General features: G+C 62.2%; 22 protein-coding genes and 4 pseudogenes. 21 read left to right on the top strand and 5 right to left on the bottom strand.

Annotated elements, in window-relative coordinates; all coding sequences use genetic code 11:
- Positions 1-41 precede the first annotated feature (41 nt).
- The 6 genes from LDP01_RS18115 to LDP01_RS18140 all read left to right on the top strand — a co-directional run bounded on the left by LDP01_RS18115 (position 42) and on the right by LDP01_RS18140 (position 4,109).
- A complete protein-coding gene (locus tag LDP01_RS18115) occupies positions 42-1,274 on the top strand; it encodes a molybdopterin molybdotransferase MoeA (protein WP_224092322.1) in 1,233 nt (410 codons plus the stop codon).
- Positions 1,262-1,816 (top strand): cyclic pyranopterin monophosphate synthase MoaC, encoded by a 555-nt coding sequence (gene moaC / locus LDP01_RS18120; RefSeq protein ID WP_224092331.1) that lies wholly within the window; start codon positions 1,262-1,264, stop codon positions 1,814-1,816. Before LDP01_RS18115 ends, moaC begins: the two co-directional genes overlap by 13 nt.
- Entirely contained in the window at positions 1,813-2,316 is a 504-nt protein-coding gene (locus LDP01_RS18125) for a MogA/MoaB family molybdenum cofactor biosynthesis protein (RefSeq protein WP_223948552.1), read from the top strand. Before moaC ends, LDP01_RS18125 begins: the two co-directional genes overlap by 4 nt.
- Positions 2,306-2,761: a molybdenum cofactor biosynthesis protein MoaE gene (locus LDP01_RS18130; RefSeq protein ID WP_224092333.1), complete on the top strand. Its 456-nt coding sequence runs from the start codon at positions 2,306-2,308 to the stop codon at positions 2,759-2,761. The genes LDP01_RS18125 and LDP01_RS18130 overlap by 11 nt, the downstream gene beginning before the upstream one ends.
- Positions 2,762-2,857: 96 nt before the next feature.
- The gene (gene dapB, locus LDP01_RS18135) at positions 2,858-3,616 is read left to right on the top strand and encodes a 4-hydroxy-tetrahydrodipicolinate reductase (protein ID WP_224092335.1); all 759 of its coding nucleotides are present in this window, start codon (positions 2,858-2,860) and stop codon (positions 3,614-3,616) included.
- A 4-nt stretch (positions 3,617-3,620) separates the two neighbouring features.
- Positions 3,621-4,109, top strand: coding sequence for a hypothetical protein (locus LDP01_RS18140; RefSeq protein WP_224092337.1), 489 nt, complete (start codon positions 3,621-3,623; stop codon positions 4,107-4,109).
- Here LDP01_RS18140 and LDP01_RS18145 read toward each other — a convergent pair.
- Positions 4,085-5,320, bottom strand: a complete 1,236-nt coding sequence (locus LDP01_RS18145) for a heparan-alpha-glucosaminide N-acetyltransferase domain-containing protein (RefSeq protein ID WP_224092338.1) — start codon at positions 5,318-5,320, stop codon at positions 4,085-4,087. The two genes, LDP01_RS18140 and LDP01_RS18145, sit on opposite strands and share 25 nt — an antisense overlap.
- A gap of 71 nt (positions 5,321-5,391) precedes the next feature.
- Entirely contained in the window at positions 5,392-5,940 is a 549-nt protein-coding gene (locus tag LDP01_RS18150) for a TOPRIM nucleotidyl transferase/hydrolase domain-containing protein (RefSeq protein WP_224092340.1), read from the bottom strand.
- A gap of 76 nt (positions 5,941-6,016) precedes the next feature.
- Between LDP01_RS18150 and LDP01_RS18155 the strand changes: the two genes are divergently transcribed.
- The 7 genes and pseudogenes from LDP01_RS18155 to LDP01_RS18185 all read left to right on the top strand — a co-directional run bounded on the left by LDP01_RS18155 (position 6,017) and on the right by LDP01_RS18185 (position 13,692).
- The gene (locus tag LDP01_RS18155) at positions 6,017-6,352 is read left to right on the top strand and encodes a hypothetical protein (protein WP_224092341.1); all 336 of its coding nucleotides are present in this window, start codon (positions 6,017-6,019) and stop codon (positions 6,350-6,352) included.
- Positions 6,353-6,426: 74 nt separating this feature from the next.
- A pseudogene (gene dapA, locus LDP01_RS18160) lies at positions 6,427-7,339 on the top strand (4-hydroxy-tetrahydrodipicolinate synthase).
- A 27-nt stretch (positions 7,340-7,366) separates the two neighbouring features.
- The gene (locus LDP01_RS18165) at positions 7,367-9,058 is read left to right on the top strand and encodes a ribonuclease J (RefSeq protein WP_224092342.1); all 1,692 of its coding nucleotides are present in this window, start codon (positions 7,367-7,369) and stop codon (positions 9,056-9,058) included.
- A gap of 73 nt (positions 9,059-9,131) precedes the next feature.
- Positions 9,132-11,997 (top strand): annotated as a pseudogene (locus LDP01_RS18170) (DNA translocase FtsK).
- 9 nt (positions 11,998-12,006) lie between these two features.
- Positions 12,007-12,609, top strand: a complete 603-nt coding sequence (pgsA, locus tag LDP01_RS18175; protein ID WP_224092346.1) for a CDP-diacylglycerol--glycerol-3-phosphate 3-phosphatidyltransferase — start codon at positions 12,007-12,009, stop codon at positions 12,607-12,609.
- Positions 12,606-13,119: pseudogene (locus LDP01_RS18180) on the top strand (CinA family protein). Before pgsA ends, LDP01_RS18180 begins: the two are co-directional and overlap by 4 nt.
- A 138-nt stretch (positions 13,120-13,257) precedes the next feature.
- On the top strand, positions 13,258-13,692 hold the full coding sequence (locus LDP01_RS18185) for a helix-turn-helix domain-containing protein (protein ID WP_216925260.1): 435 nt from the start codon (positions 13,258-13,260) through the stop codon (positions 13,690-13,692).
- Positions 13,693-13,812: 120 nt separating this feature from the next.
- On the opposite strand, the gene LDP01_RS18190 is transcribed toward LDP01_RS18185, so the two are convergent.
- On the bottom strand, positions 13,813-14,361 hold the full coding sequence (locus LDP01_RS18190; RefSeq protein ID WP_224092348.1) for a MarR family winged helix-turn-helix transcriptional regulator: 549 nt from the start codon (positions 14,359-14,361) through the stop codon (positions 13,813-13,815).
- 41 nt (positions 14,362-14,402) lie between these two features.
- Here LDP01_RS18190 and LDP01_RS18195 point away from each other — a divergent pair, with 41 nt between their 5' ends.
- The 6 genes and pseudogenes from LDP01_RS18195 (at position 14,403) to dapF (ending at position 20,056) form a co-directional block, all read left to right on the top strand.
- The gene (locus LDP01_RS18195) at positions 14,403-14,627 is read left to right on the top strand and encodes a DUF3046 domain-containing protein (RefSeq protein ID WP_224092350.1); all 225 of its coding nucleotides are present in this window, start codon (positions 14,403-14,405) and stop codon (positions 14,625-14,627) included.
- 270 nt (positions 14,628-14,897) lie between these two features.
- Positions 14,898-15,939, top strand: a pseudogene (gene recA, locus LDP01_RS18200) (recombinase RecA).
- On the top strand, positions 15,929-16,471 hold the full coding sequence (locus tag LDP01_RS18205; protein WP_224092352.1) for a regulatory protein RecX: 543 nt from the start codon (positions 15,929-15,931) through the stop codon (positions 16,469-16,471). The pseudogene recA and the gene LDP01_RS18205 overlap by 11 nt, the downstream one beginning before the upstream one ends.
- Before the next feature lie 98 nt (positions 16,472-16,569).
- The gene (miaB, locus tag LDP01_RS18210; RefSeq protein WP_224093931.1) at positions 16,570-18,099 is read left to right on the top strand and encodes a tRNA (N6-isopentenyl adenosine(37)-C2)-methylthiotransferase MiaB; all 1,530 of its coding nucleotides are present in this window, start codon (positions 16,570-16,572) and stop codon (positions 18,097-18,099) included.
- Between the two features lie 20 nt (positions 18,100-18,119).
- Positions 18,120-19,025, top strand: a complete 906-nt coding sequence (gene miaA / locus LDP01_RS18215; RefSeq protein WP_224092353.1) for a tRNA (adenosine(37)-N6)-dimethylallyltransferase MiaA — start codon at positions 18,120-18,122, stop codon at positions 19,023-19,025.
- Positions 19,026-19,087: 62 nt separating this feature from the next.
- Complete coding sequence (gene dapF, locus LDP01_RS18220) at positions 19,088-20,056, top strand: diaminopimelate epimerase (RefSeq protein WP_224092354.1); 969 nt, start codon at positions 19,088-19,090, stop codon at positions 20,054-20,056.
- Here dapF and LDP01_RS18225 read toward each other — a convergent pair.
- Positions 20,037-20,651, bottom strand: coding sequence for a class I SAM-dependent methyltransferase (locus tag LDP01_RS18225; protein WP_224092356.1), 615 nt, complete (start codon positions 20,649-20,651; stop codon positions 20,037-20,039). The genes dapF and LDP01_RS18225 overlap by 20 nt on opposite strands.
- Positions 20,652-21,142: 491 nt before the next feature.
- Between LDP01_RS18225 and hflX the strand changes: the two genes are divergently transcribed.
- Positions 21,143-22,705 carry a GTPase HflX gene (hflX, locus tag LDP01_RS18230; RefSeq protein ID WP_224092358.1) on the top strand — a complete coding sequence of 521 codons (1,563 nt, stop codon included), beginning with the start codon at positions 21,143-21,145 and terminating at the stop codon, positions 22,703-22,705.
- Positions 22,698-24,755, top strand: coding sequence for an ATP-dependent DNA helicase (locus LDP01_RS18235; RefSeq protein ID WP_224092360.1), 2,058 nt, complete (start codon positions 22,698-22,700; stop codon positions 24,753-24,755). Before hflX ends, LDP01_RS18235 begins: the two co-directional genes overlap by 8 nt.
- A 27-nt stretch (positions 24,756-24,782) precedes the next feature.
- Here LDP01_RS18235 and lexA read toward each other — a convergent pair whose 3' ends face one another.
- Positions 24,783-25,526 carry a transcriptional repressor LexA gene (lexA, locus tag LDP01_RS18240; RefSeq protein ID WP_224093932.1) on the bottom strand — a complete coding sequence of 248 codons (744 nt, stop codon included), beginning with the start codon at positions 25,524-25,526 and terminating at the stop codon, positions 24,783-24,785.
- Between the last annotated feature and the right edge of the window lie 247 nt (positions 25,527-25,773).

Consider the following 25,773-nt stretch of genomic DNA (forward strand, 5'->3'; position numbering starts at 1 on the left):
GTCCTGATAATCTCCGGACAGGAGCGTGACCACACAGGAGGATGTCCTTGCCCAGATCCGTTGCTGCCCATCGCGACGCCGTGGTGGAACTACTGAGCGGTCCTGCCGCCACCATGGCCACTGAAAAGCTGCCACTGCTTGACGCGCTGGGCAAGGTGCTGGCCGTGGACCTCCACGCGCCACTTTCCCTGCCGCCATTCGCCAACTCCCAAATGGACGGCTTTGCCGTCAACTCTGCCGGGATTCCCGACGGCGGCGCGAAGCTACGGGTGGCGGCACCTGTTCCGGCGGGGGCGGCTCCTGAGGTGTTGAAGCCGGGCTTTGCGGCGCCCATCATGACCGGCGCCATGATCCCCGAGGGCGCCGACGCCGTAGTCCCCATTGAGCGGGCACGCCCCAGCACCTTCCCGAATCCCGAGGCAAGGGATGTTGAGGTTGAACTCCCCGCCGTTGCTCCCAATACCTATGTTCGGCACGCGGGCAGCGACATCAAAGAAGGGGACCTGGCTCTTCCCGCAGGTACCTGTCTAGGACCCGCTCAGCTTGGCCTGTTGGCCGCGCTGGGGTTGACCGCCGTCGAAGTCCGCAGGCCATGTCATGTCCTGCTGGTCACCACGGGCGATGAAGTCCTGGAACCGGGCCGGAATCTTACGCCCGGCAAGATCTACGACTCCAACGGAACCCTCCTGGAAGCATCCATGCGCCAAGCAGGCCTTGACGTCGTGCGAAGCCGGATCTCCGATGATGATCCCGCGCAATTGCTCGAACTGCTTCGCAGCCACCTTGGCAGCGATGACGGCCGGCGCCCGGTAGACCTGATAGTGACCACCGGCGGCGTCAGCAAGGGGGCATACGAGGTCGTCCGGCAAGCCATGGCCGCCCAGCACGTGGAGTTCCTGCCCGTGGCCATGCAGCCAGGAGGCCCACAAGGAATCGGCCGCTTTGAAGGCGTTCCGTTCCTCGGCTTTCCGGGCAACCCTGTCAGCTGCCTCGTTTCCTATGAGATGTTCCTGCGCCCTGCCCTTTCGCTGATCCACGGCGTCCCGGCAATGAGGCCGGTACAGCGGGCGCGTTTGGTGGAACCGCTGCATTCACCAGAGGGCAAGCATCAAGTCCGCCGCGGAACGGTGCTGCCTGACGGCTCCGTCCGCATGGAGGGTGGCGCGGGAAGCCACCTGGTGCATGCCTTGGCACGCTCGAACGCATTGGTGCAGATCCCCAGCGACGTCACGGAACTCGCTGAGGGAAGCGAAGTGGAAGTATGGATGCTGTGAATGAAACTCCCACGAACACGTCCGGCAACACCGGCGGCCTGACCCATCTCCGTCAAGACGGTACTGCCCAGATGGTGGATGTCTCAGAGAAAGCAGTCACCACCCGTGAGGCGACAGCCACGGCCACGGTCCGCAGTACTGCCGAAGTCCTGGCCCTTCTCGGCGCCGGCGAACTTCCCAAGGGCGACGCGCTCGCAGTGGCGCGCGTGGCAGGGATCATGGCTGCCAAGAAGACACCCGAACTGATCCCGCTGTGCCACCCGTTGCCGATTTCCAAGGTCACGGTCGATTTTGAGCTGGGAGCCGACTCGATCGAAGTACTGGCTACTGTGAAGACGCGTGGTGTCACCGGCGTCGAAATGGAAGCTCTCACCGCTGCCTCCGTAGCGGCCCTGAGCGTCTACGACATGATCAAGGCCGTGGATAAGCACGCAGTCCTGACGGATATTCAGGTGCTGGCAAAAAGCGGTGGCAAAAGTGGGGATTGGAAGCACGGTGACTGGAACCGGGGCAGTTCGGCGCCGGAAAGAGCCCAAGCATGAGTGCGTGCGAACCAAACGCCCACGGGCCGCGGAAAGCCGGCGTCGTCATAGCGTCCACGCGTGCGGCGGCGGGAATCTACGCCGACGAAACAGGCCCCGTCATCCTGGACTGGCTCAAGGAGCACGGCTTTGATGCCTTTCCCACCATGGTGGTGCCGGATGGCGAGCCCGTTGGTGCGGCTTTGAGGGCGCTCCTGACCCAGCAGCCCGCAGTCGTCATCACCAGTGGCGGAACGGGCCTGAGCCCGGACGACAGGACGCCGGAAGTAACCTTGCCGCTGCTGGATCGTGAGATCCCAGGCATTATGGAAGGCATTCGGCGGGCGGGCGCTGCAAAGACGCCCATGGCAATGCTGAGCCGTGGGCACGCAGGAGCAGCAGGAAAGACATTCATCATTAACTTGCCCGGTTCCCCGAAGGGCGTCATGGACGGCTTGACTGTCCTGGATCCGGTGATCGGGCACCTTTGCGATCAATTGGAAGGAAGCCATGGGCACTGAAACAGACTTTGAAGTTGTTAGCGCGGTCCTGAGCGCCGAGCCCATCTCCGTGGACCAGGCAATTGCCGCGGTGGAGTCCGACACCGCCGGGGCAGTAGTCAGCTTCAGCGGCGTGGTACGCAACCACGATTCGGGCAAGCCCGTGGACCGCCTGAGCTACAGCGCGCATCCCACAGCGCACCGGATCATGGCCGACGTAGTCGCGCAGTTGGTGGCCGAGCACTCCGGCGAAGCAGCGCAGCCCGTCAGGATTTGGGCCGCACACAGGATCGGGATGCTGGAGATAGGTGATCCCGCGTTGGTGTGTGCCGTGGCTGCCGCCCATCGGGGCCAGGCGTTTGCCGTTTGTTCGGAACTTGTGGACCGGGTCAAAGAACAGGTGCCTATTTGGAAGGAACAGTTCTTCAGCGACGGCACCGTGGAATGGGTCGGGGCCGGGGAGTAAGAGGGTACGGCCCGGGGAGTAGGGGGAACGGCCCGGGGGAGTGGCTGCGAAGTCACGGTTCCTGCCGTACCCCGGCCCGGCGGTAGGGTTAAAGGCATGACCGAACAACTTGCTGTTGCAGTGCTGGGCGCCTACGGGCGCATGGGAATTGAAGCCGTGAAGGCTGTTGAAGCAGCCGACGATATGAAGCTGGTAGCGGCTCTCGGTCGCGGCGATTCCCTGCAGACGCTGCTCGATGCAGGTGCCAAGTATGTTGTGGACCTGACTGTTCCGGACACTACCGAGGCCAACGTCCGTTTCGCGGTTGAACATGGCATTCATGCAGTGGTCGGGACCACCGGTTGGGATGGGCAGCGCCTTGGGTCGTTGCGGACGCTTTTGGAGCAGAAGCCGGAAACAGGCGTTCTGATCGCCCCGAACTTTGCTTTGGGTTCCGTGCTGGCGTCGGCGTTTGCGGCGAAGGCGTCGCAGTACTTCGAGTCCGTGGAGATCATTGAACTGCATCACCCGAACAAGGTTGACGCTCCTTCAGGTACGGCCGTGCGTACTGCACAGCTGATTGCCCAGGCCAGGCAGGAAGCGGGTGTGCCGGCAAGTCCTGACGCCACGGAAACGTCCTTGGACGGCGCCCGGGGCTGCGATGTGGAAGGTGTGCGTGTCCACAGCGTGCGGCTCCGCGGGCTGGTGGCGCATCAGGAAGTGCTGTTCGGCGGGCCTGGTGAACAGCTGACGCTGCGCCATGACTCCTTCGATCGTGCCTCGTTCATGCCAGGTGTGCTGCTCGGGCTTCGCAAAGTTGCGGAGCACCCAGGTTTGACCGTGGGCCTGGATGGCTACCTGGACCTGGGGCTTTAGGATCATGGGAACTTTTTGGGAGTCTGTGAAGAAAAACCGCACCAAAATCTGGGTTGGTGCCATCACCCTGCTCTTGGTGTTGTATCTGGTGGTGTCCCTCCAGCGTTCCATCCTGTTGCTTGGTGATCCCAATCCGGTGGCAAAAGGTATCGGCGCGGCTTACCTCGTTTTGCCTGTGATTGGCGCTTGGGCGCTCATTCGTGAGCTCTTGTTTGGGGCGCGGACCGAACAGATGGCCAAGGTCCTGGAGGCCGAGGGAGGCCTTCCTGTGGACACCTTGCCGCGCACGCCCGGTGGCCGGATTGTCCGGGCTGCCGCTGATGCCGAGTTCGAAAAGTATCGTGCTGAGGCCGAGGCAGCACCCGGGGATTGGCGTTCCTGGTTCCGGCTGAGCTGCGCCTACGACGCCTCCGGCGATCGCAAACGTGCCCGCGCTTCAATGCGCGACGCCGTGAAGCTCTTCCGCTCTCAGCCCACGGTGGCCGGGCGGTAACTGCCCAGGCGCGACGCCTGGTGGGCCAGCCACTCCAGCGGTCCGCGCCAGCGCAGGAGGGCAAAGCAGATGCCGATGCCTACAGCGGCCAGGGCCTGCGTCCAATACATTCCTTCGTCGGTCCACCCCGCTGGCAGTGGCTTGTTGTGGAAACCGGATACCACCCAGACATGGAGTGAATACAGCGTGAGGGTCATGGCGCCCGGACCGCTGAGGAGTATGAGGAAGTTGACCTTGATGCGTTGGGCAAGGGTGCCCAGCATCAGGAACAAGCCGACGACGGCGGCAGCCACGCCACCGGTGTGAAGCAGATCCAGGGTGGTGCCGGCATGCGGTGCCGCGCTTGCCAGCCACCACCACGAGTCCACCTGCTGCAAGCCTGTCAGGTTCACTTGGAGCATGCTCTCCAGCGGGTATCCCCGTGTTCCCGGCAGTGCTTCCAGTGCGGCGCGGCCGCCCCATACCTCCATGGCCAGGGTTCCTACGATTTTCGCCAAAGCGGCCACCGCGAATCCGCAGGTGAACAGCAGCAACTGGACGTTCGCCGTCGTGAGCGCCAAACGGCCGATCGCCAGTCCGATCAGCAAATAGGCGATCCATTGGAACACCGGGTAGTAGCCCGTGAAGAACAAGTCGGCGACCAAGCGTCCCGGTGTCTCAAGGTCCTCGCTGTTTGGGTTGTGCCCCAACTGCAGGGGAGGGTTGGCGTCGAGCAGCCAGGGCCGGACGAGGTAGGCGATCAGGGGTGAGACCAGTACCCAGCCGAGCGCCCACAAGCAGAGTGCTTTCAGTCGCAATCCCAGAAACGGCAGGATGCACAGGAACAAGACGGCATAGTGCACCAGGATGACCGCGACGTTGACGTCCAGACCCCCAAGCGTCAGCCCGACGACGGCAATCACCAAGGCGCGCATCGCGACACCGCTTCTCGCCGCCCAGAGGTCAAGGCCCTGGCGCGGCTCCTGCTTTCCGGTGGTGAGTGCCAACCCGATTCCGGCGAGGACTGCGAAAAGCGCAGCGGACCTGCCCGAGAAAACCAGTCCGACCCACGTGGGTTCCCACTGGGGCGAGGGGCCGAACGTCGGCATCAGATGGGTGGCCATCATTCCGAGCAAGGCCAGGCCGCGGGCGGCATCTATGCCCGTAAGGCGGGTGGAGACTTTGCGTCCCCTGGGCACCTTCCGGGCTGGCGCCGTCTCTTGCGAAGTCATGCTGCGATCGTCTCACAAGGGACTGTGGCCCTGCTGTGAAGCGGGCTGGAAGCATCGTGGCAGCAGATGGCTCATTGCGGAAATGATTCCACGAGACGGGCGAGCGGTGGGGGTGCCTGTCCCGCCGGCAGTGCGTCGACGAGCAGGGAGGCGTACCGGATTTTGTTGCCGCTGCGTCCCCCGAAGAAACGGCGCAGCTGTGCCGGTGCCGGCTTGCCGCGCTGTGAGGGCTGGCGTTGGAGGAGCCGGAACGAGGCAAGCTCACCTTGGGCCGCAATGACGTTGAGCACGGCATCGACGCCAAGGCAGCGGATGAGTTCGTCCTCCAGATCCGCTTGGCAAACGTGGAAGCCGCTCCCGGACAAGGAGCCGGAACCAAGGCCTGCCCGGCTGAGTGCGCGGGCGATGCCCTGTGCTTCGCCTGCATCGCAAAGTCCGAGTAACCGGTGGTCCGTGCCTTTCGGGCCGTAGCGGTCAAGGAAGCGAACGATGTTGGTCGCGCCTCCCATCGGCACCACAGTGACGCGCTCAGCCTTCAGGTCATGGCCAAGGCGAACGGCCAGTGTCTCCACCGCAAGCCGGTCACTTTCGCCCTCCACCAACACAGTCGTCACCCGCATGGAACCAGTATGAAGGACACACGCTGCCGGGCCACAGGCCTTGTCTTCGAATATATGTTCGAATAACATGGCCTTCATGAACGATGCTCCAAAGCCTCCGGAAGGCCTCCAGGGACCCATGAGGGCGATGAGTCCAGGTGTTGTCGACTTCCTTTTCAGGCAACTCGTGGCAGGTGAACCGCCGGAAGATGTCCAGTGGCGCAGCGAGGGAACGGTCCTTGCCGAGCAGGCGCCAGGTGCTGAGCTTGCACGTCGCCTGGCTGAAACGGACCTTGAGGCCCTCACGCCAAGGGAACTCTTCGACTACGTTCGCGCGTCCCAGCGTTTGGTTGCCTGGGCGGAACAATTGAAGGAAAAAGCGGTGGCGCAATATTGCTCTGAGGGCACTGCGAGGACGCCCAAGCCCGCATAGTCAGCAGGGCCGATGACGACCATCACGCGGAACCCATTCCCGGAACATGGCTGTGACAGGGTAACGTTTTTCTTATGTCTGACTCCCGCGCCCACATTCCCGCACTTGGTACCCTGCTGACCGCCATGGTCACCCCGTTCACCGAGGATGGCAAGGTCGACTACGACCAAGCCGCGGCGTTGGCGGAGAAGCTGGTCCAGGATGGTTGCGACGGACTCGTGGTCACCGGTACCACTGGAGAGACCTCAACCCTTACTGACGAAGAAAACCTCGGCATGTTCCGTGCGGTCAAGGAAGCCGTGGGGGGCAAAGCTGCCATCATTGCCGGAACCGGCACCAACGACACCGCGCACTCCGTGCATCTGTCCCAGCGCGCGGCCCAGATTGGCATCGACGGCCTTCTGATCGTCACTCCTTACTACAACAAGCCCAGCCAGGCCGGCGTTCGCGCCCACTTCGAGACCATTGCGTCCTCTACGGACCTGCCGGTCATGCTCTATGACATCCCCGGCCGCTCGTCCATTGCCATCGCGCCCGAGACCATGATCGGGCTTGCCAAGCACCCGAACATCGTGGCCGTCAAGGACGCCAAGGCGGACTTCGCCGCAGCCACCCGCGTCATGGCCGAGACTGATTTGGTCTTTTACTCAGGCGACGACGGCCTCACGCTGCAGTGGATGGCGCTGGGGGCAGCAGGCCCTCGTGGGCGTGACCACGCACGTGGCTACCCGCCGATTCCGCGAACTCATTGACGCTGTCAATGCCAATGACCTTGCCACGGCGCGGGCCATCAACTTTGAACTGGAACCCGTGGTGCGCGCAACCATGACGCGGGTCCAAGGCGCTGTAGCCGCCAAGCAGATTCTCAAGTGGCAGGGAGTCCTGCCCAACTCGGTTGTCCGTTTGCCCCTCGTGGAGCCGGACGAGGCCGAGATCAAAACCATCCGCGGGGATTTGGCGGAAGCCGGAATGGACTTCAACGTCTAGGACGGCACCGCCGGAAAGAAGCACAATATGACCCAAACAGCCCTTCCTGGACTGGTTACTCCGCCGAAACTGCCGCAAGGCACACTGCGGATTGTTCCGCTAGGTGGACTGGGGGAGATAGGCCGCAACATGGCGGTCTTCGAAATCGACGGCAAGTTGCTGATCGTTGACTGCGGCGTACTTTTCCCCGAGGAAACGCAGCCCGGCGTTGATTTGATCCTTCCCGACTTCTCTTACATCGAGGACCGGCTGCAGGATGTTGTTGGGGTGGTGCTCACGCATGGCCACGAAGACCACATCGGTGCTGTTCCGTATCTGCTGCGCCTCAAAGCTGACATCCCGTTGATCGGCTCCCAGTTGACGCTGGCCTTGGTGGAGGCGAAGCTGCAGGAGCATCGGATCAAGCCGTACACGCTGACCGTCAGCGAGGGCCAGGTGGAGCAGTTCGGCCCGTTCGAATGCGAATTCATCGCAGTGAACCACTCGATCCCGGACGCGTTGGCCGTCTTCATTCGCACAGCGGGCGGCACTGTCCTGCATACGGGCGACTTCAAGATGGATCAACTGCCTTTGGACGGCCGCATCACGGACCTCCGCCACTTCGCCCGCCTGGGCGAAGAAGGAGTGGACCTCTTCATGGCGGACTCCACCAATGCCGACGTTCCCGGGTTCACCACCGCCGAGAAGGAAATCGGCCCCACCCTTGACCGCTTGTTCGGGCAGGCGAAGAAGCGCATCATCGTGGCTTCCTTCTCATCCCACGTTCACCGCGTCCAGCAGGTCCTCGACGCCGCAGCCAAGCACGGCCGCAACGTTGCGTTCGTCGGCCGTTCCATGGTCCGGAACATGGCTATCGCAGCCAAACTGGGGTACCTTGACGTGCCCAACGGGATCCTGGTGGACATCAAGAACATTGACAATCTCCCCGATGACCGGGTGGTCCTGATGTCCACCGGTTCCCAGGGCGAGCCCATGGCAGCACTCTCACGCATGGCAAACGGGGACCACCGTGTGGTTGTTGGCCAGGGCGACACCGTGATCCTGGCCTCGAGCCTTATTCCAGGCAACGAGAATGCCGTGTTCCGCATCATCAACGGATTGTTGAAGCTCGGTGCCGATGTCATCCACAAGGGGACGGCCAAGGTTCACGTGTCCGGGCACGCAGCTGCCGGCGAATTGTTGTACTGCTACAACATCCTTGAGCCCCTCAACGCCATGCCTGTCCACGGTGAAACCCGGCACCTGATTGCCAACGGAAATATTGCCGAAGAGTCCGGCGTGCCTTCCGAAGGCATCATCCTCAGCGATAACGGCACTGTCATTGACCTGAAGGACCACAAAGCCAACATCGTTGGCCAGGTAGAGGTCGGCTTCGTCTATGTGGACGGTTCCAGCGTTGGTGAAATCACCGATGCGGATCTGAAGGACCGCCGTATCCTGGGCGACGAAGGCTTCATCTCCATCATCACGGTCATTAACCGGACCACCGGCAAGATCGTCTCCGGACCGGAGATCCATGCACGCGGTGTGGCGGAGGACGACGCCGTCTTCGACGAAATCATCCCCAAGATCAACGCTGCGTTGGAAGAAGCCGTGCTCAACCACGCAGACCACACCAACCACCAGCTGCAGCAGGTCGTGCGCAGGATCATCGGAACGTGGGTGAACCGGAAGCTTCGTCGCCGTCCCATGATCATTCCGGTGGTCCTGGAAGCGTAGTCCACCGGCAACATGCATCCCAGGGGGCCTGAAATCCGCGGATTTCGGGCCCCCTTGGGGTAGCGTGGCAACCATGGCGACCCGTACTTCCTCCACGCCACGAGGCAGCTCCAGCAGTAAATCCGGCGGCACAGGGCCGGGGCGCAGCTGCATCCAAAAGCAGTGCAGCCACGTCCAGGAACGGCCGGGGCAGCAGTGCACGCTCCAAGCAGCCGGCCGCCGTCGAGCCCCACGCGCCGCTGCCGTTGCGCATGCTCGCAGGCGCCTGGCAGGGTATTGGCCACGTTGTGGGCGCAGGAGTCCGCCGGATCGGGTACGACGTTAGCGACCTCGATCCCGCCGATCGCCGCGACGGCGCAGCCCTGTTCAACCTGGTGCTGGGAATCGGCATTGCAACGTTCGCCTGGTGGGGTCTGACAGGATGGCTGCCTGACGCCGTCTACAGCGTGGTCAACGGCACGTTCGGCTGGATGTCGCTTGTTTTGCCTTTCATGCTTTTCATCTGCTCTTTCCGCCTCTTCCGCAAACCGCAGGATGGCCGCGGCAACAACCGCGTTGGCATCGGCTTCATGATCATGACTTTTGCCGGCTCCGGCTTGGCCCACATTATTGGTGGCCAGCCCACCGTGGCTGATGGCTTTGATGGTCTGCGCAGGGCGGGTGGAATGCTGGGCTTCCTTGCAGCGTCTCCGCTGGCTGCCATCCATGCCATTGTCCCGGTGATCGTCTACAGCCTGTTGGCCTTCGTATCGGTGCTGATCGTCACGGCCACGCCGTTCGGGGCGATCCCCTCCAGGATCCGCTCTGCCTACGAGCACCTCATGGGCGTGGACCTCATGGACGCCGAGTCCGGCAAAGATGCCCATGATCGCAGTTACCTCTATGAAAACGGGGCTGTTGCACAGCCCAAGAAGAAGAAGCGAATGCGTCTCTTCGGCAAGGATGAGGACACCGATGCCGGTTTGGAAGGCTACGTCGGTGACGAGGCCTTTGAGCACGCAATAGTCGACGACGACGAAACTCCCCAACCGTCTGCACCCCGCGTTCCGCCGGGCGTACGCCGCCCCACCCAGGCCGAGATAGCCGTGGGTAAGATCAAGGCTGCCCAGGGCCTGGGTGCTGCTCCCGGCATCGACAACCCCACCGAGGCCATTCCTGTCCTCACCCCGGAGATGACCGCACCCACCGTGGCGCAGGTTCCGGCCAGGCCGGCAACGCCGCCTCCGCCGCCCACGCCGATTCCCCAGCGCACGGAGCAACTGTCCCTGGCAGGGGACGTCACGTATACCCTGCCGGCTTCGGACTTCCTTACTCCAGGTTCCATTCCGAAGGAGCGCACCGAGGCCAATGACGCCGTCGTGGCCGCCCTGACGGACACGTTGACGCAGTTCAATGTCGATGCCGCCGTGACCGGCTTCAGTCGCGGCCCCACAGTGACGCGCTATGAAATCGAGCTGTCTCCCGGCACCAAGGTGGAGCGCGTAACGGCGCTCTCGAAGAACATCTCCTACGCGGTGGCATCCAGCGACGTACGCATCCTGAGCCCCATTCCCGGCAAGTCCGCAATCGGCATCGAGATTCCGAACACGGACCGCGAAACGGTCTCCCTGGGTGATGTGCTGCGCAGCCAGAACGCACGCCGGACCGACCACCCCATGGTCATGGGTGTCGGCAAGGACGTCGAGGGTGGTTATGTAGTGGCCAACCTTGCCAAGATGCCCCACCTCCTGGTGGCCGGTGCTACAGGTGCTGGTAAATCAAGCTTCGTGAACTCCATGATCACCTCGATCCTGATGCGCGCTACGCCTGACGAAGTCCGCATGGTCATGGTGGACCCAAAGCGCGTTGAACTGACTGCCTATGAAGGCGTTCCACACCTGATCACACCCATCATCACCAATCCCAAGAAGGCTGCCGAAGCCCTGCAATGGGTGGTTCGCGAGATGGACGCCCGCTATGACGATCTCGCCAACTACGGTTACAAGCACATCGACGACTTCAACAAGGCGGTCAGGGCAGGAAAGGTCACTCCGCCGGTTGACTCCAAGCGTGTCATCAAGCCCTACCCGTATTTGCTGGTCATCGTGGACGAGCTCGCGGACCTCATGATGGTGGCGCCTCGCGACGTCGAAGATTCGATCGTCCGCATCACCCAGCTGGCCCGTGCCGCGGGCATCCACCTGGTGCTGGCTACGCAGCGACCTTCCGTGGACGTTGTTACGGGCCTCATCAAAGCCAACGTGCCCTCCCGCATGGCGTTCGCCACCTCGTCCGTTACGGACTCCCGAGTGGTGCTGGACCAGCCGGGCGCCGAAAAACTTATTGGCCAGGGTGATGCGCTCTTCTTGCCGATGGGCGCTTCCAAGGCCATGCGTGTGCAGGGTGCCTGGGTGACGGAATCCGAAATCCATAAAGTTGTGGAACACGTCAAAGGCCAGTTGCAGGCCGTGTACCGCGACGACGTCGCCGCCGAGGCTCCCAAGAAACAGATCGACGACGACATCGGAGACGACCTCGAGGTGCTGCTCCAGGCCACCGAATTGGTGGTCACCACCCAGTTCGGTTCCACCTCCATGTTGCAGCGCAAGCTTCGTGTCGGTTTTGCCAAGGCCGGACGCCTTATGGACCTCCTGGAGTCCCGCGGCGTCGTGGGTCCCTCCGAGGGGTCCAAGGCCCGTGATGTCCTGGTCAAGCCGGATGACCTCGCTGCCGTGCTTGCTGCCATGAAGGGACAGGAATCCCCGGCTGCGCCTGACGCCCACACTGCGGCCCTGAGCGATAACGCGAACTCCAACATCGCCGTCGGCGGTTATGCCGAGGACCTGGTGGCAGCGGATCTGGACAACCGGACCCAGGCTGTTGAATATTTCGACAGCGCCGACGGCTCCGATGACGATGACGAGGATGGCGAGGACGCCTGGTCGCTCACCGGACGGTAGCCTAGAGGGGTGACTACAGCCGAAGGTGACAACGCCTCTTCCAGCAGCTCCGACGTCTGGAACCTTCCCAATATCCTCACGATGCTCCGCATCGTCCTGGTTCCGTTTTTCGTTTGGTTCCTCGTGGCAGATGACAGCCATCAAGGTATTTGGCGGTGGGCGGCAGTCGTGGCCTTCGCCGTAGCGATCTATACCGACAAGCTCGACGGCGATATCGCCCGCGCGCGTGGCCTTATCACCAACTTCGGCAAGATCGCGGACCCCATTGCGGACAAACTGCTCATCGGTTCAGCGCTGGTGCTCTTGTCCATCCTCGGGGAACTGCCCTGGTGGGTGACTATCCTCATCCTGGTCCGCGAGTGGGGCATCACGGCACTGAGGTTCTTTGTGATCCGCTACGGCGTCATGCCGGCCTCACGCGGCGGAAAGCTGAAAACAGTCATCCAGACAGTGGCCATCTTCCTGTACATCCTGCCGCTTGAGGCGATCGCACCGTGGTTGGTCATTGTGGCCTTCTGGGTCATGATGGCCGCCCTTGCCATCACGCTATGGACCGGAGCGGAATACGTCGTCCAGGCGCTCCGGCTTCGTGCCGCTGGCCGCGGAGCATGAGTCACCCCGGAGACGCTGCCGAAGCGGCAGCGCTGGCGACGGCGGCAGTGGCCCTGTCGCTGGGAAAGAGCCTGACCGTGGCGACGGCGGAGTCGCTGACAGCCGGAATGGTGGCGGCAAGCCTGGCCAACACTCCCGGTGCATCCGGAATGTTGCAGGGCGGTGTGGTTGCCTATCAGAACTCCGTGAAGGCCTCCGTCCTCGGTGTTTCAACGGAACTGCTTGACGCGGTTGGTTCAGTGGACGGCGCAGTAGCTGAGGCGATGGCCGAGGGCGCCAGGCGGGGCCTGCATGGCCGACGTCGGAATATCCACCACCGGCGTGGCCGGTCCGGAGCCCCATGACGGCAAACCAGTGGGAACTGTTTTTGTTGGCGTCGCTACGGGTACCGGCACGGGGTCGTTTGAATTCAGCTTTTCGGGGGACAGGCAGAGTATCAGGCAACAAGCCTGTGAAGCTGCGCTGGCGCGCCTGCTTGATGCGCTGGAAGGGGTTGGTTACCGTTCGTAAAGTAGCCGGGAACAAAAACTCATTGCCAATAGTTGTGTCATTGTGTCGCTTCGGAACAGCCGGGGCGCCTAGGATGTAGAAAACCACACCGGTCCGCCAGCCAGCGAACCGGATGAACGAGGGAGCAAGGCGATACAGATGGTAAAGCAGCCCGTATCCGTAAACGGCGTTGTCCGCTGGAAGGATGTGGGCTTGGCTAAGCAGGCACAGAGCGAACAGAAGGAGCGCAAAATGGTTGTACTACGCCACGAAATCGGTGATGTACTGCGCGATGTCCGCCAGCGTCAGGGCCGTACCCTCCGCGAGGTCTCGCACAGCGCCCGTGTCTCACTTGGATACCTGAGTGAGGTTGAACGCGGCCAAAAGGAGGCTTCTTCCGAGCTCCTGTCCTCTATCTGCACCGCCCTGGACGTTCCGTTGTCCAGCATGCTCCGCGAAGTCAGTGACCGCGTGGCTGTTGCGGAGGGCGTAGCTGTTCCGGACACCGTTCCGCAGGAATTCTCCCAGCGTTACGGTCGCGATCTTGACCTGACCGACGACTTCCCGCAGGGCATGCTCTCCGGAGCCCGGTAACGGTCACACCCACATCAGGAATTAGCACGAAAGGTCCCCAGCCTACGGCTGGGGACCTTTCGCGTCCGGCGACATTTCGCATGTGCTGCTGCGCGGCCTAAAGCCGCGTTTGGAGGTGCGTTAGTCCTCCGTGGGATTGGCGGTCTCCCCGGACCCGGTCTCCTTCAGGGTGGCGTCCCTGATGATGCTTTCACCGTAGACGGCGTTGAGCCGGCCCATGTAGTCGGCCAGGGTTTGGACATCCTCCAGCGGCCACTCACCGAGTCGCTCACGGAACACCTGCCGGCGGGCGTCCTGGACCTGGTGCATCTTCTCTTCGCCTTTTTCCGTCAGGCGAATGGACTGGGCGCGTCCGTCCTGCGGATCTGCCTCCTTGTAAACCAAGCCGATACTTTCCAGAAATGCGATCTGGCGGCTCACTGAGGGCTTGCCCACTCCGATGCACGAGGCAAGGTCCGTCAGGCGGATGGGGCCTTCGCGGCGAATGATCGTCAGCAGTCCGTACGCGGCAGGCTCCATGTCGGGATGGACCTGGCGGGACAACTGATGCGATATGGAACGGGCACGGCGCCAGAGCAGGCTCAGCTGGTGTTCCACCTGCTGAAGGGCGTCGTCTATGGTTTCGCCTGGCACGGCCTCGGGGGGCGTGCTCTGGAGAGGATTGCTCATGGCAACCATTCTAGAGTCCGGCGTCGTGAGAGACTCTATCCGTGAGGGCAAGTGACTTTTGGCGATTAATGGACGATGAATTTGGGGCAGGCTATTCCCGCGTCCTGGCCAATTCCCTGGTGCTGGCCGGGGTGGGAGGGCGGACTGCCGTAGAGGCGCTGGCTGCCGGCTACCAGCCGCGGGAAGTCTGGCTGGCGATATGCGAAGTCCAGGATGTCCCTTTGGAGCGCAGGCTCGGCAGGGATATCAAGCCTGCGGCCAACTGAAGTCTCCGGCCATGTTTGCCGGGGGACTTCCAGCCCTCTGGTGGTGACACGCCCGCGCGCGTTGTTCGAATATCTGTTCGGATAGGGATATGCTCCTGTGAGAGGAAAATTGTTCCCGAAGGACGCATTCCACAGGCAATCCGAGGGTTGGTTATCCACATAGCCCACATCGGCTTCAAAAAATGTCAGGGAGCCGTAATAGCGTCTGAGATGACAGGAAAGCGGCCATTCAGGCCACTCCACAGCGAGAAAGCATCAGAGGTGTGAACCATGGCGGCAACCCCGGATCGTGAAAAGGCGCTCGAAGCAGCGCTTGCCCAGATCGACAAGCAGTTCGGCAAAGGCTCCATCATGCGCTTGGGTGATGACACCCGCGCCCCGATCGAAGTCATTCCTACTGGATCCATCGCACTGGATGTCGCCCTTGGCATTGGCGGCCTGCCCCGTGGCCGCGTCGTGGAGATCTACGGCCCGGAATCCTCTGGTAAGACCACAGTGGCGCTGCACGCTGTAGCCAACGCGCAACGTAACGGTGGCATCGCGGCCTTCATCGACGCCGAGCACGCCCTTGACCCCGATTACGCCGCCAAACTTGGGGTGGACACGGACGCACTCCTCGTGTCGCAGCCGGACACTGGTGAGCAGGCCCCTGGAAATCATGGACATGCTCGTGGGCTCCGGCTCCCTGGACATTATCGTCATTGACTCCGTGGCTGCCTTGGTCCCACGTGCTGAAATTGAGGGCGAGATGGGCGACTCCCACGTCGGCCTTCAGGCGAGGCTCATGAGCCAGGCCCTGCGAAAGATCACTGGTCGCCTGAGCCAGACCAAGACCACCGCCATCTTCATCAACCAGTTGCGTGAGAAGATCGGCGTCTTCTTTGGATCGCCCGAAACCACCACCGGTGGTAAGGCCCTGAAGTTCTACGCCTCAGTGCGCATCGACGTCCGTCGCATTCAGACGCTGAAGGAAGGTGCCGACTCCGTCGGTAACCGGACCAAGGCCAAGATCGTCAAGAACAAGATGGCCCCGCCCTTCAAGATTGCTGAATTCGACATCATCTACGGCCAGGGCATCTCCCGCGAGGGAGGCATCATTGACATGGGCGTAGAGCACGGCATCATCAAGAAGTCCGGCTCGTGGTTCACTTACGACGGCGATCAGCTGGGCCAAGGCATGGAGAATTCACGGCGCTTCCTGCGTGATAATCCGGAGCTGGCACAGGAACTTGAGCGTCTCATCAAGGAAAAGCTTGGCGTGGGTGTCAAGCCGGAGGCAGATTCCCCAAAGCTGAAGGCCGTTGACGGCTAGAACCGGGCCGGACCCGGAGTCCTCCGTCTCCGGCGATCCTGAGCCTGATCCCGAATCCGTGGCCCGCGCCATCGTCTTGCGGCAATTGACGATGGCGCCACGGAGTCGGCTGCAGCTGTCCCGCAAGCTGGCCGAGCGGAATGTCCCTCCGGATGTTGCTGAGGCTGTGCTGGACCGCTTCGAGGAAGTCCAGCTCATTGACGACGCTGAGTTTGCCAGAATGTGGGTGCGCAGCCGCTCCCAAAGCAGAAAACTGGCCAAAGGTGCCATTCGCCGTGAGCTGACGGAGAAGGGTATCGAGCTCGATGATGCCGAGGAAGCACTCTCACAGCTCAGCGATGAAGACGAGGAAATCGCCGCTCGTGAGCTCGTTGAGCGCAAACTGAGGCCAGGCGTGGATCTCTCCGATCGTGCAGAACGTGACAAGTACACCCGTAGGCTGGCATCCATGCTGGCCCGGAAGGGCTATGCCCCTTCGATGGCCTTCCGGATCGTCGGTGAGGTACTTGCCCAAGCCGATACCCTTGAGTAGTGAGTTTGACCATTCCTTCCCCCTCAGCAGAAACCACGCCTTCGGCTGTAGCATTGGCAACCAATGCTGATGCCCAAGTGACGGATGTCCGTGCCCCGATGGAATCTGCCACGTTTGAACCTGCGCCGTCTGAATCTGCCCCGTTTGAACCGAGGACGTATCAGGTCCGTACTTTCGGCTGCCAGATGAACGTCCACGATTCCGAGCGTATGGCCGGCCTCCTTGAGGATGCTGGTTACGTGCCCGCGGAGGGTGAGGTTGCGGACATCGTGGTGTTCAACACGTGCGCCGTTCGGGAAAATGCCGACAACAAGCTCTATGGAAACCTTGGCCAGCTTCGGCAGGTCAAGGCAGCCAACCCTGGCATGCAGATCGCCGTCGGCGGTTGCCTCGCCCAGAAGGACCGGGAAACCATCGTCAAGAAGGCTCCTTGGGTGGACGCTGTGTTTGGCACCCACAATGTAGGAGCACTTCCGGCACTGCTGAAGCGGGCGCGGCACAACAACGAGGCCCAGCTCGAAATCCTGGAATCCCTGGACGTCTTCCCGTCTACCCTCCCCACCAAGCGCGACTCCGTCTATTCCGGCTGGGTTTCGATTTCAGTGGGCTGCAACAACACCTGCACGTTCTGCATCGTGCCATCGCTCCGCGGCAAGGAGAAGGATCGGCGTCCCGGGGAAATCCTGGCCGAAATTCAGGCCTTGGTGGACGACGGCGCCGTGGAAGTTACGTTGTTGGGCCAGAACGTGAACTCCTACGGGGTTGAGTTCGGTGACCGCCTGGCCTTCTCAAAGCTTCTGCGTGCCTGTGGTGAGATCGAAGGCCTTGAACGCGTACGCTTCACCAGCCCGCATCCGGCAGCGTTTACGGACGACGTCATTGAGGCGATGGCCGAGACACCCAACGTGATGCCGCAGTTGCACATGCCCCTGCAATCGGGCTCGGACAAGGTGCTCAAGGATATGAGGCGCTCGTACCGTTCCAGCAAGTTCCTTGGCATCCTGGACAAGGTGCGTGAGCGGATTCCCAATGCGGCCATCACTACGGACATCATTGTTGGCTTCCCCGGAGAAACCGAAGAGGATTTCCAAGCGACGCTCGACGTCGTCGAGAAATCGCGGTTTGCCTCAGCCTTCACCTTCCAGTACTCCAAACGGCCTGGTACGCCTGCTGCCGAGCTCCCGGAGCAACTTCCCAAAGCAGTGGTCCAGGAGCGTTTCGAAAGGCTGACCGCCCTTCAGGACCGAATCGCCGCGGAGGAGAACGCAAAGCAGCTGGGTCGCCGTGTGGAGATTCTGGTGACAGCGCAGTCGGGCCGCAAAGCAGAGGAAACGCACCGGTTGTCCGGCCGGTCCAAGGATCAGCGACTCGTTCACTTCTCGGTACCTGATGGTGCGGAAACCCCCCGCCCAGGTGACTTTGTCACCGTGACCATTACCGAAGCAGCGGCATTCCACCTGGTTGCCGATCCTGCCGGCCTGGACGATTACATGTTGCGCCGGTCAAGGGCTGGTGACGCCTGGGATCGTTCGCAGGCAGATTCCTGCGGTGTTCCGAGCGCGGGTGCGGCGTCGGACAGGAAAGGCGTGTCTTTGGGCATGCCGTCGCTGCCTGTTCGCGGCGCCTGACGCCCATTATTCGAGGTCGAATGGCTCCCTCCCATGCCGCGCCGCCGGTCATCGCAGTCGTCGGCCCCACCGGTTCCGGTAAATCGGACCTGGGCGTCGAGCTGGCCCTTGCCCTCGATGGTGAGGTCATCAACGCTGATGCCTTGCAGTTCTATCGGGGCATGGACATCGGGACGGCCAAGATCACTGTGGACGAGCGCAGGGGTGTGCCACACCATCTGCTGGACACAAAGGATGTCACGGAGGAAGCCAGCGTGGCGGACTTCCAGGCGGAATGCCGCGCCGTCATTAGTGACGTGCACGCCCGCGGCAAGCGCGCCATCATGGTGGGGGGTTCTGGCCTCTATGTGCGGGCCGCCCTGGATGTTCTGGAGTTTCCCGGCACGGACCCTGTCTTGCGAAAACGGCTTGAGGACGAATGGGAAACGTTCGGTCTGGCGCCGTTGCGGGCCCGGCTTGAAAAGGTGGATCCCATCTCGGCGGGGCGTCTGGGGGATGCCCGGCGGGTGATCAGGGCCTTGGAGGTCTACGAAATGACGGGACGGCCGTTCAGCTCGTTCATGCCGCAACGCGAGTACTTCCAGCCGGCCATACAGATTGGCCTGGCTGTGGAACGGGAGGTTCTGCGGGAGAGGCTGGCGCTCCGCGTACACCGGATGGTGGATGCGGGGTTGCTCCAGGAAGTGGAACGCCTTGATGCGGCTGGGCTGCGGCGCGGCAAGACGGCCTCGCGTGCCCTGGGATATGCGCAGTTCCTCAGGGTGCTCGACGCCGAAGCCAGTGTCCCGGAGGCAGCTGAGGAAACCATTGTGGCCACGCGGCAGTTCGCCCGGCGGCAATTGACCTGGTTTCGGGCCGATCCCCGCATCGCCTGGCTTGATTGGCAGGACCCGGACCTTGTGTCCAAGGCATTGGCGCTGGCCTAGCCGGGCTGCCACTCCCATACAGCAATTTCTGACCGAACCTGCCCGGCGGGTAGCCTAGTCCCATGGATCAAACCGCCGCAGTTCCCGCCCAGCAGTCCGCCGCTGCCGGTGCCACCGTGTCCACTGCCAGCCTTTCCGGTTTGGCGTTTTCCAAGGGCCATGGAACGGGTAATGACTTCGTCCTGATTGCTGATCCGGGTGCTGTCCACGAGATCTCACCAGAGCAGGTAGCACAGCTGTGCGACAGGCATCGGGGAATTGGTGGTGACGGTCTTATCCGGGCTGTCCCCTCGCGGTATTTGCCCGAAGGCCGCATCCTGCTTGAGCAGGACGCCTCTGCCGAATGGTTCATGGACTACCGGAACGGCGATGGTTCGCTCTCCGAGATGTGCGGCAACGGTGTTCGAGTGTTCGTGCACTTCCTGATCGACCAAGGCCTGGTTGAGCTCGGGCCGGGTCAGTCCTTGACCATCGGAACACGTGGCGGCATCAAGAAGATTGTGCGCACGTCCGGCGGTTATGCCGTGGATATGGGCCCATGGGAATTCATCTTCCCTGCAGAAGCACAAAGCAAAGCCATGGATGCTTTGGTCAGCGCAGATGGTCTGGAGGTGGCCCGGCCCGGGCTGTCGGTCAGCATGGGCAACCCGCACACGGTGGTAGCACTTGCTGAGCTCAGTGAGCTCGCCGCCACGAAGCTGTTCACAGCTCCGGTCGTGGATCCCAAGCCTGCCAATGGCACCAACGTCGAGTTCGTGGTGCCCGCTGAACCGCTGGTCCACGACGGTGTGGGAAGTATCACCATGCGCGTCCACGAGCGCGGCGTAGGCGAGACGCAATCGTGTGGCACCGGTGCGTGTGCGGCTGCCGTCGCAATACGTCACTGGGCTGGCAGCAGCGCCCCCAATGCCTGGCACGTCAACGTTCCCGGCGGCGTAGTGGAAGTGAAGTTCTTCCCCGGCGAGGACGGCCGCGAACACGTTGAGCTCAGCGGGCCGGCGGTCATTGTGGCTAGTGGGACGCTTTCCTGACCCGAAGGATCCTGAAGGACTTGGAAGTGCTTTCCCGGGAGACTGTGTAGGACTTGTCCAGTTCGTTGGCCAGCCAGCGTTGGAGTGAGTCCGAGCCCAGGTTCTTCTGGACCACCATCCATGCGTTGCCGCCCGGTGCCAGCCGGGGCAGCCACGTCAGGAGAAGCGAGTGCAGCTCGTCCTTGCCGATGCGGATGGGCGGGTTGGACCAGATCGTGTCGAATTCGACGCCGGGATCTACCTCCTGCGGGAGGCTGGCCTTCACGTTGTTCAAGCCCAGGGAAACGGCGTTTTCATTGGTCAGGGCGATGCAGCGCTCGTTGACGTCCACGGCATAGACCTGTGCCAGGGGCGCCATGAGCCCCATGGTGAGGGCAATAGGGCCCCAACCGCACCCGATATCCAGCAGGTTGCCCCGGGGCGAGGGCGGTGGAACCTCGGCCAGAAGGACCTTGGTGCCTTTGTCCACACCGTCGGGGCTGAAGATGCCCGACGAGGTCTGCACATGACGGGTAGCTCCAGCCAGTTCCACAGTGAGGGGCTTGCGGGTAAACGGACCGGCCGGTTGGGCGCTGAAATAGTGTGCAGACTCCATAATTTGCCAGATTAGTTGGCTTCCGGCGGCTTGGGAAACTGCCCTCGGGCCGGGACGGTTTGACAGTGCTGCTAATGTGGAAGGCATGTTCTTGATCTTTGAGTAATCAGCCCGAGCCGGCCAAACAGTCGGCAAGGCACCTGCCCGCGATGCAGGCCCGCTTGGCACATCAGCCCGGCGCATGGCCATTCCGCCCGCAGGTTCCGTCCGGCAGACTCCGCACCTCCCGTTGTTGGTGGATCGCGGTTGCTCAGTAGAACATGTCCCACCCAGCTGTCGCGAAAGCAGTGGCCCAGCCATCTGCCGTTAGGCCTGGCTTATGGATTGGCGATGAATTCTCCTGCAGGACAGGACCTCCCGCGGACCAACCCGCTCGATTCAAGCACCACAGGAGGCCCTATATGGCCGAAGCCCGTCAGCCCACCGCGAATACCGTCCCATTGGACACCAAACAGCACTATTCTGGATATGCCGAACAGTCTAAGGAGACCATGACCACCCAGAAGCACTCCGGATCCGATTCCGACGCCCAGGACATGAGTCCTGAACAAATCCAGGCCGTCATTGACCGGATTCTTTCCAAGGATGTACCCGCACAGGCATCCGATGACAATGATGCCAAGGGCGTTTTCGGCAGGGCACAAGCGATCTCCACGCTTGACCACGAACACAGCATTTACGACGGCGACCAGGAAGACCTGGCCGAGCGTCGTGCACTTCGCCGTACAGCGGGCCTTTCCACCGAACTCGAAGACGTCACAGAGGTCGAATACCGGCAGCTGCGCCTGGAACGCGTCGTCCTGGCCGGCCTGTGGACAGAAGGCACCTTGGCTGACGCCGAGAATTCGCTTCGCGAACTCGCAGCACTGGCAGAGACTGCCGGATCAGAGGTCCTTGACGGACTGGTTCAGCGCCGTACGAAACCGGATCCCGGAACGTTCCTGGGGTCGGGCAAGGCCCAGGAACTCAAGGACATCGTGGCTGCCACGGGAGCCGATACCGTTGTGGTCGACACCGAGCTTTCCCCCTCGCAGCGACGCGGACTTGAGGACATCGTCAAGGTCAAGGTGGTGGACAGGACCACGCTGATCCTGGATATCTTCGCGCAGCATGCAAAGAGCCGTGAAGGCAAGGCACAAGTTGAGCTCGCACAGCTTGAGTACCTGCTCCCCAGGCTTCGTGGTTGGGGTGACTCCATGTCCCGCCAGGCCGGTGGCCAGGTGGGTGGAGCCGGCGCCGGTATGGGTTCCCGTGGTCCCGGTGAAACAAAGATCGAGCTCGATCGCCGCAGAATCCGGACGCGCATGGCCAAGCTTCGCCGGGAGATTGCCGCCATGAAGCCTGCGCGCGAGACCAAGCGGGCCAACCGCCGTCGTAATGCCGTACCTTCGGTTGCCATTGCCGGCTATACCAACGCTGGTAAGTCCTCGCTCCTGAACCGGCTGACCGATGCTGGAGTGCTGGTGGAAAACGCCCTGTTCGCCACCCTGGACCCGACGGTCAGGAAGGCGCAAACGCCGGACGGCATCGGCTACACGCTGGCCGACACCGTTGGGTTCGTCCGCTCGCTGCCTACGCAGCTGGTGGAAGCCTTCCGTTCCACGCTGGAGGAAGTAGCGGACGCAGACCTGATCCTGCATGTCGTGGACGCCTCCCATCCTGACCCGGAAGGGCAAATCGCGGCAGTGCGTGCTGTCTTCACCGAGGTCGACGCCCGCAAGGTCCCGGAAATCATCGTCCTGAACAAAGTGGACGTGGCTGATCCTTTCGTAGTGGAACGCCTTAAGCAGAAGGAGCCGCGGCACGCCGTGGTTTCCACGCGCACAGGCCAGGGCATTCCTGAGCTCCTGGAAGAGATCAGCCGGTCCATTCCCCGGCCGGGAGTCCGCCTCGAAGTGCTGATCCCGTACGACCGCGGTGACATGGTCAACAAGCTGCACAACTCCGATTCGGAAATCCTGAGCCTCGAGCACGAGGAAAACGGAACCCGCGTGGTGGCCATGGTCCGTGAGGGATTGGCGGCCGAACTGGAGTCATTCGTCAGCAATGGTTGAGAAGGTGGCGGCGGACGTCGTCGAGTCGGTGGCGGAGAAGTTCACCCTCGAACTGTTGGACAAAGCTGTTGCCGGGATGGGCGGTCAAAGCCGTTCAGGCCAGCACGAGATGGCCAGGCAAGTCACCAGGGCCATCGAGTCCGGTGAACATTTGTTGGTCCAGGCGGGAACGGGTACGGGTAAGTCCTTGGCGTACCTGATTCCGTTGATCGCCCATTCCATGGACAGCGACAAACCAACGCTTGTGTCCACCGCTACCTTGGCCCTGCAAACGCAGATTGTTGGCAGGGACCTGCCCCGGCTGTTGGAGACCATAAGCCCGGCCCTTGAGCGTCCCGTGAACGTGGCACTCGTTAAGGGCCGGGCAAATTATGTTTGCCTGCAAAAGCTGGAGGGCGGCTTCCCCAGCGAAGAGCCGTCCGAGGGGCAACTTTTTTCCCTGGGTGAGGACACCAGCGTGCCGCATTTTGCAGCGGCGGTTGGCGGCCCGTCGTCGCAATTGGGCAAGGAAGTGGTCCGGCTCCGTGAATGGGCCGAAAAGACGGCCACTGGCGACCGCGATGAACTGATGCCGGGTGTCACCGACCGCGCCTGGAGGCAGGTCTCCGTGACGTCCATGGAGTGCCTGGGAGCGCAAAAATGTCCGCTTGCCGAGGAATGCTTCAGCGAGCAGGCCCGGGCCCGGGCGGCTGAGGCTGACGTCGTGGTGACCAACCATGCCATGCTGGCCGTCAGTGCCTTCGAAGGCCTTGCTGTCCTGCCCGAGTACGACGTCGTTGTGGTTGACGAAGCACATGAGCTGCAGGACCGGGTCACGGGAGCCGTGACAGGTCAGCTGTCCGTGGCAATGGTGCATGCTGCGGCTTCGAGCGCGCGCAAACACACCGCTATTACCGTAGACGCCCTGAACGCGGCCGCCGATCGACTGGACATGGCCATTGCCGGTGTCCCCAACGGCCTGCTGCCCAATGGGCTCAACGACGAACAACTGGACTGCCTGGACCAGCTGCGCGATGCTACACGCGCCGCATTGTCCGACTCGAAGAGCGACTCTTCAAACGCGGTCGACGGCGGGAGGCAGCTTGCGCGCTCACGGCTCATGCTCATTCTGGAACTGTGCGAGCGGATGCTCGCAGCCAAGGAGAACCGTGAAGTGGTGTGGTTCTCCAGGAACAGCACCTTCGATCCCCAGCAGGGATACTCACACCCGGACGAGACCGCGCCCGCACTGATCAACATCGCCCCGCTTAGCGTTGCCGGCCGCCTGCGGGAGGGCCTTTTCGCAGGGCACACAGTGGTGCTTACTTCTGCCACGCTGGCCATTGGATCTGCCTTTGAACCCGCAGCCGGTGGCCTGGGGCTTATTGGAGATGGGGCGCCAAGCTGGACCGGGTTGGACGTCGGGTCACCTTTTGATTATCCGAAGCAGGGTGTGCTCTACGTGGCCAAGCACCTGCCCAAGCCCGGCAGGGGCACTTCACCCGAGGCCCTGGATGAGCTTGAGGACCTCATCCGTGCATCCGGTGGGGGAGCCCTGTGCCTGTTCTCATCGCGTCGGGCGGCCGAAGAAGCTGCAGATGCCATGCGCCCGCGGCTGGATGTGGACATCCTCTGCCAGGGGGAATCCACCATGGCAGCACTGGTGAAGCAATTTGCCGATGAACCGGACACCTGCCTCTTCGGCACCATGTCCCTGTGGCAGGGCGTCGACGTCCCTGGCGGTTCATGCCGCCTTGTGGTGATTGACCGCATTCCATTCCCGAGGCCCGATGACCCGCTAATGACCGCACGCTCACGGGCCGTTGCACAGTCCGGGGGCAACGGGTTCATGGCGGTGTCGGCTACGCATGCGGCAATTCGTCTTGCGCAGGGAGCAGGACGCCTCATTCGTTCCACCGGCGACAAAGGCGTGGTGGCCGTCCTGGACTCACGGCTTTCCACCGAACGGTACGGCGGGTTCCTGCGTGCCGCTTTGCCGCCATTTTGGGCAACGACGGACCGCAACGTGGTGCGCGGCGTCCTGGAACGCCTGGGCGCAAAGAGAACGTAGGCGAACTCCCTAGAGGGAGCGCAGTACCTAGAGGGAGCGCAGGACCGAGACGACCTTGCCCATGATGGTGGCCTGGTCTCCAAGTATCGGTTCGTACTGCGTGTTTTGCGGGAGCAGCCATGTGTGGCCGTCCCGCTGGCGGAAGGTTTTTACCGTGGCTTCGTCATCCAGGAGTGCTGCCACGATGTCACCGTTGATGGCGTCATTCTGGCGACGGACAACCACCCAGTCACCGTCACAGATTGCGGCATCGATCATTGAGTCACCAGCGACCTTCAGCATGAACAGTTCGCCGTGGCCCACCAGCTGCCGGGGCAGGGGCAGGACATCCTCAATAGTCTGGTCGGCGAGGATGGGCCCACCTGCAGCGATGCGTCCCACCAGGGGTACCATCGCGGTGTCGCTGGCGCTGGCCAGTTCCGTCACGGCGAGTCCGCCTGCGCTGCGGAGTGTAGTAGCTGCTTCCACTCCGGGAATTGTCCCGCCGTCAAGGGTCAAAGGCATGAGTACTTCCATGGCGCGGGGGCGCTTGGGATCTCTGCGCAAGTAGCCGAGCTTCTCCAACTGGGAGAGCTGGTGCGTGACGCTGGAGAGGCTCGCGAGACCAACGGTGTCGCCAATTTCGCGCATGCTGGGCGGATACCCGTTGTCATTGACAGACCGCTGGATGGTTTCCAGGATTTTCTTCTGCCGGACAGTCAGGCTTTTGGGACTCTTTTGAGGCTGCTGGCTCCGCAGGGGTGCCCCGCCGCCGGTGGCTTTCGCTGCCATGTTCGCCAATGCCCTTCCGTTCCGCCCGGTCACGGTCTGAAGTGTGCCCGGGGATGTGGGATCCGAAAAAATGTCAGACCCTCCTGTTCCACTGAAACAGTGCCTGTTTCTTCACTCAAACCTAGGCCAGGCACACGCGTTTATCAAACATTCGTTCTAGCGAGTCTCGACACCGTTCGTTGATAAGTGCTAAAAATGTCATAGCAAGGTTCGAATATGTGTTCTATAAAAGTTGAGCGCGGTTCGG

It is taken from the genome of Arthrobacter sp. StoSoilB13, from assembly GCF_019977255.1.
Classification (GTDB): domain Bacteria; phylum Actinomycetota; class Actinomycetes; order Actinomycetales; family Micrococcaceae; genus Arthrobacter.

Bases quoted from the DNA above. Each gene is read 5' to 3' on its own strand.
- miaB (WP_224093931.1), top strand. From the start codon at position 16,570: ATGGAATCTGCCACGTTTGAACCTGCGCCGTCTGAATCTGCCCCGTTT.
- LDP01_RS18115 (WP_224092322.1), top strand. From the start codon at position 42: ATGTCCTTGCCCAGATCCGTTGCTGCCCATCGCGACGCCGTGGTGGAA.
- dapF (WP_224092354.1), top strand. From the start codon at position 19,088: ATGGATCAAACCGCCGCAGTTCCCGCCCAGCAGTCCGCCGCTGCCGGT.
- LDP01_RS18165 (WP_224092342.1), top strand. From the start codon at position 7,367: ATGACCCAAACAGCCCTTCCTGGACTGGTTACTCCGCCGAAACTGCCG.
- dapB (WP_224092335.1), top strand. From the start codon at position 2,858: ATGACCGAACAACTTGCTGTTGCAGTGCTGGGCGCCTACGGGCGCATG.
- miaA (WP_224092353.1), top strand. From the start codon at position 18,120: ATGGCTCCCTCCCATGCCGCGCCGCCGGTCATCGCAGTCGTCGGCCCC.
- moaC (WP_224092331.1), top strand. From the start codon at position 1,262: ATGGATGCTGTGAATGAAACTCCCACGAACACGTCCGGCAACACCGGC.
- LDP01_RS18130 (WP_224092333.1), top strand. From the start codon at position 2,306: ATGGGCACTGAAACAGACTTTGAAGTTGTTAGCGCGGTCCTGAGCGCC.
- LDP01_RS18185 (WP_216925260.1), top strand. From the start codon at position 13,258: ATGGTAAAGCAGCCCGTATCCGTAAACGGCGTTGTCCGCTGGAAGGAT.
- LDP01_RS18225 (WP_224092356.1), bottom strand. From the start codon at position 20,651: ATGGAGTCTGCACACTATTTCAGCGCCCAACCGGCCGGTCCGTTTACC.
- lexA (WP_224093932.1), bottom strand. From the start codon at position 25,526: ATGGCAGCGAAAGCCACCGGCGGCGGGGCACCCCTGCGGAGCCAGCAG.
- hflX (WP_224092358.1), top strand. From the start codon at position 21,143: ATGACCACCCAGAAGCACTCCGGATCCGATTCCGACGCCCAGGACATG.
- LDP01_RS18155 (WP_224092341.1), top strand. From the start codon at position 6,017: ATGAACGATGCTCCAAAGCCTCCGGAAGGCCTCCAGGGACCCATGAGG.
- LDP01_RS18145 (WP_224092338.1), bottom strand. From the start codon at position 5,320: ATGACTTCGCAAGAGACGGCGCCAGCCCGGAAGGTGCCCAGGGGACGC.
- LDP01_RS18190 (WP_224092348.1), bottom strand. From the start codon at position 14,361: ATGAGCAATCCTCTCCAGAGCACGCCCCCCGAGGCCGTGCCAGGCGAA.
- LDP01_RS18140 (WP_224092337.1), top strand. From the start codon at position 3,621: ATGGGAACTTTTTGGGAGTCTGTGAAGAAAAACCGCACCAAAATCTGG.
- LDP01_RS18125 (WP_223948552.1), top strand. From the start codon at position 1,813: ATGAGTGCGTGCGAACCAAACGCCCACGGGCCGCGGAAAGCCGGCGTC.
- LDP01_RS18150 (WP_224092340.1), bottom strand. From the start codon at position 5,940: ATGCGGGTGACGACTGTGTTGGTGGAGGGCGAAAGTGACCGGCTTGCG.
- LDP01_RS18235 (WP_224092360.1), top strand. From the start codon at position 22,698: ATGGTTGAGAAGGTGGCGGCGGACGTCGTCGAGTCGGTGGCGGAGAAG.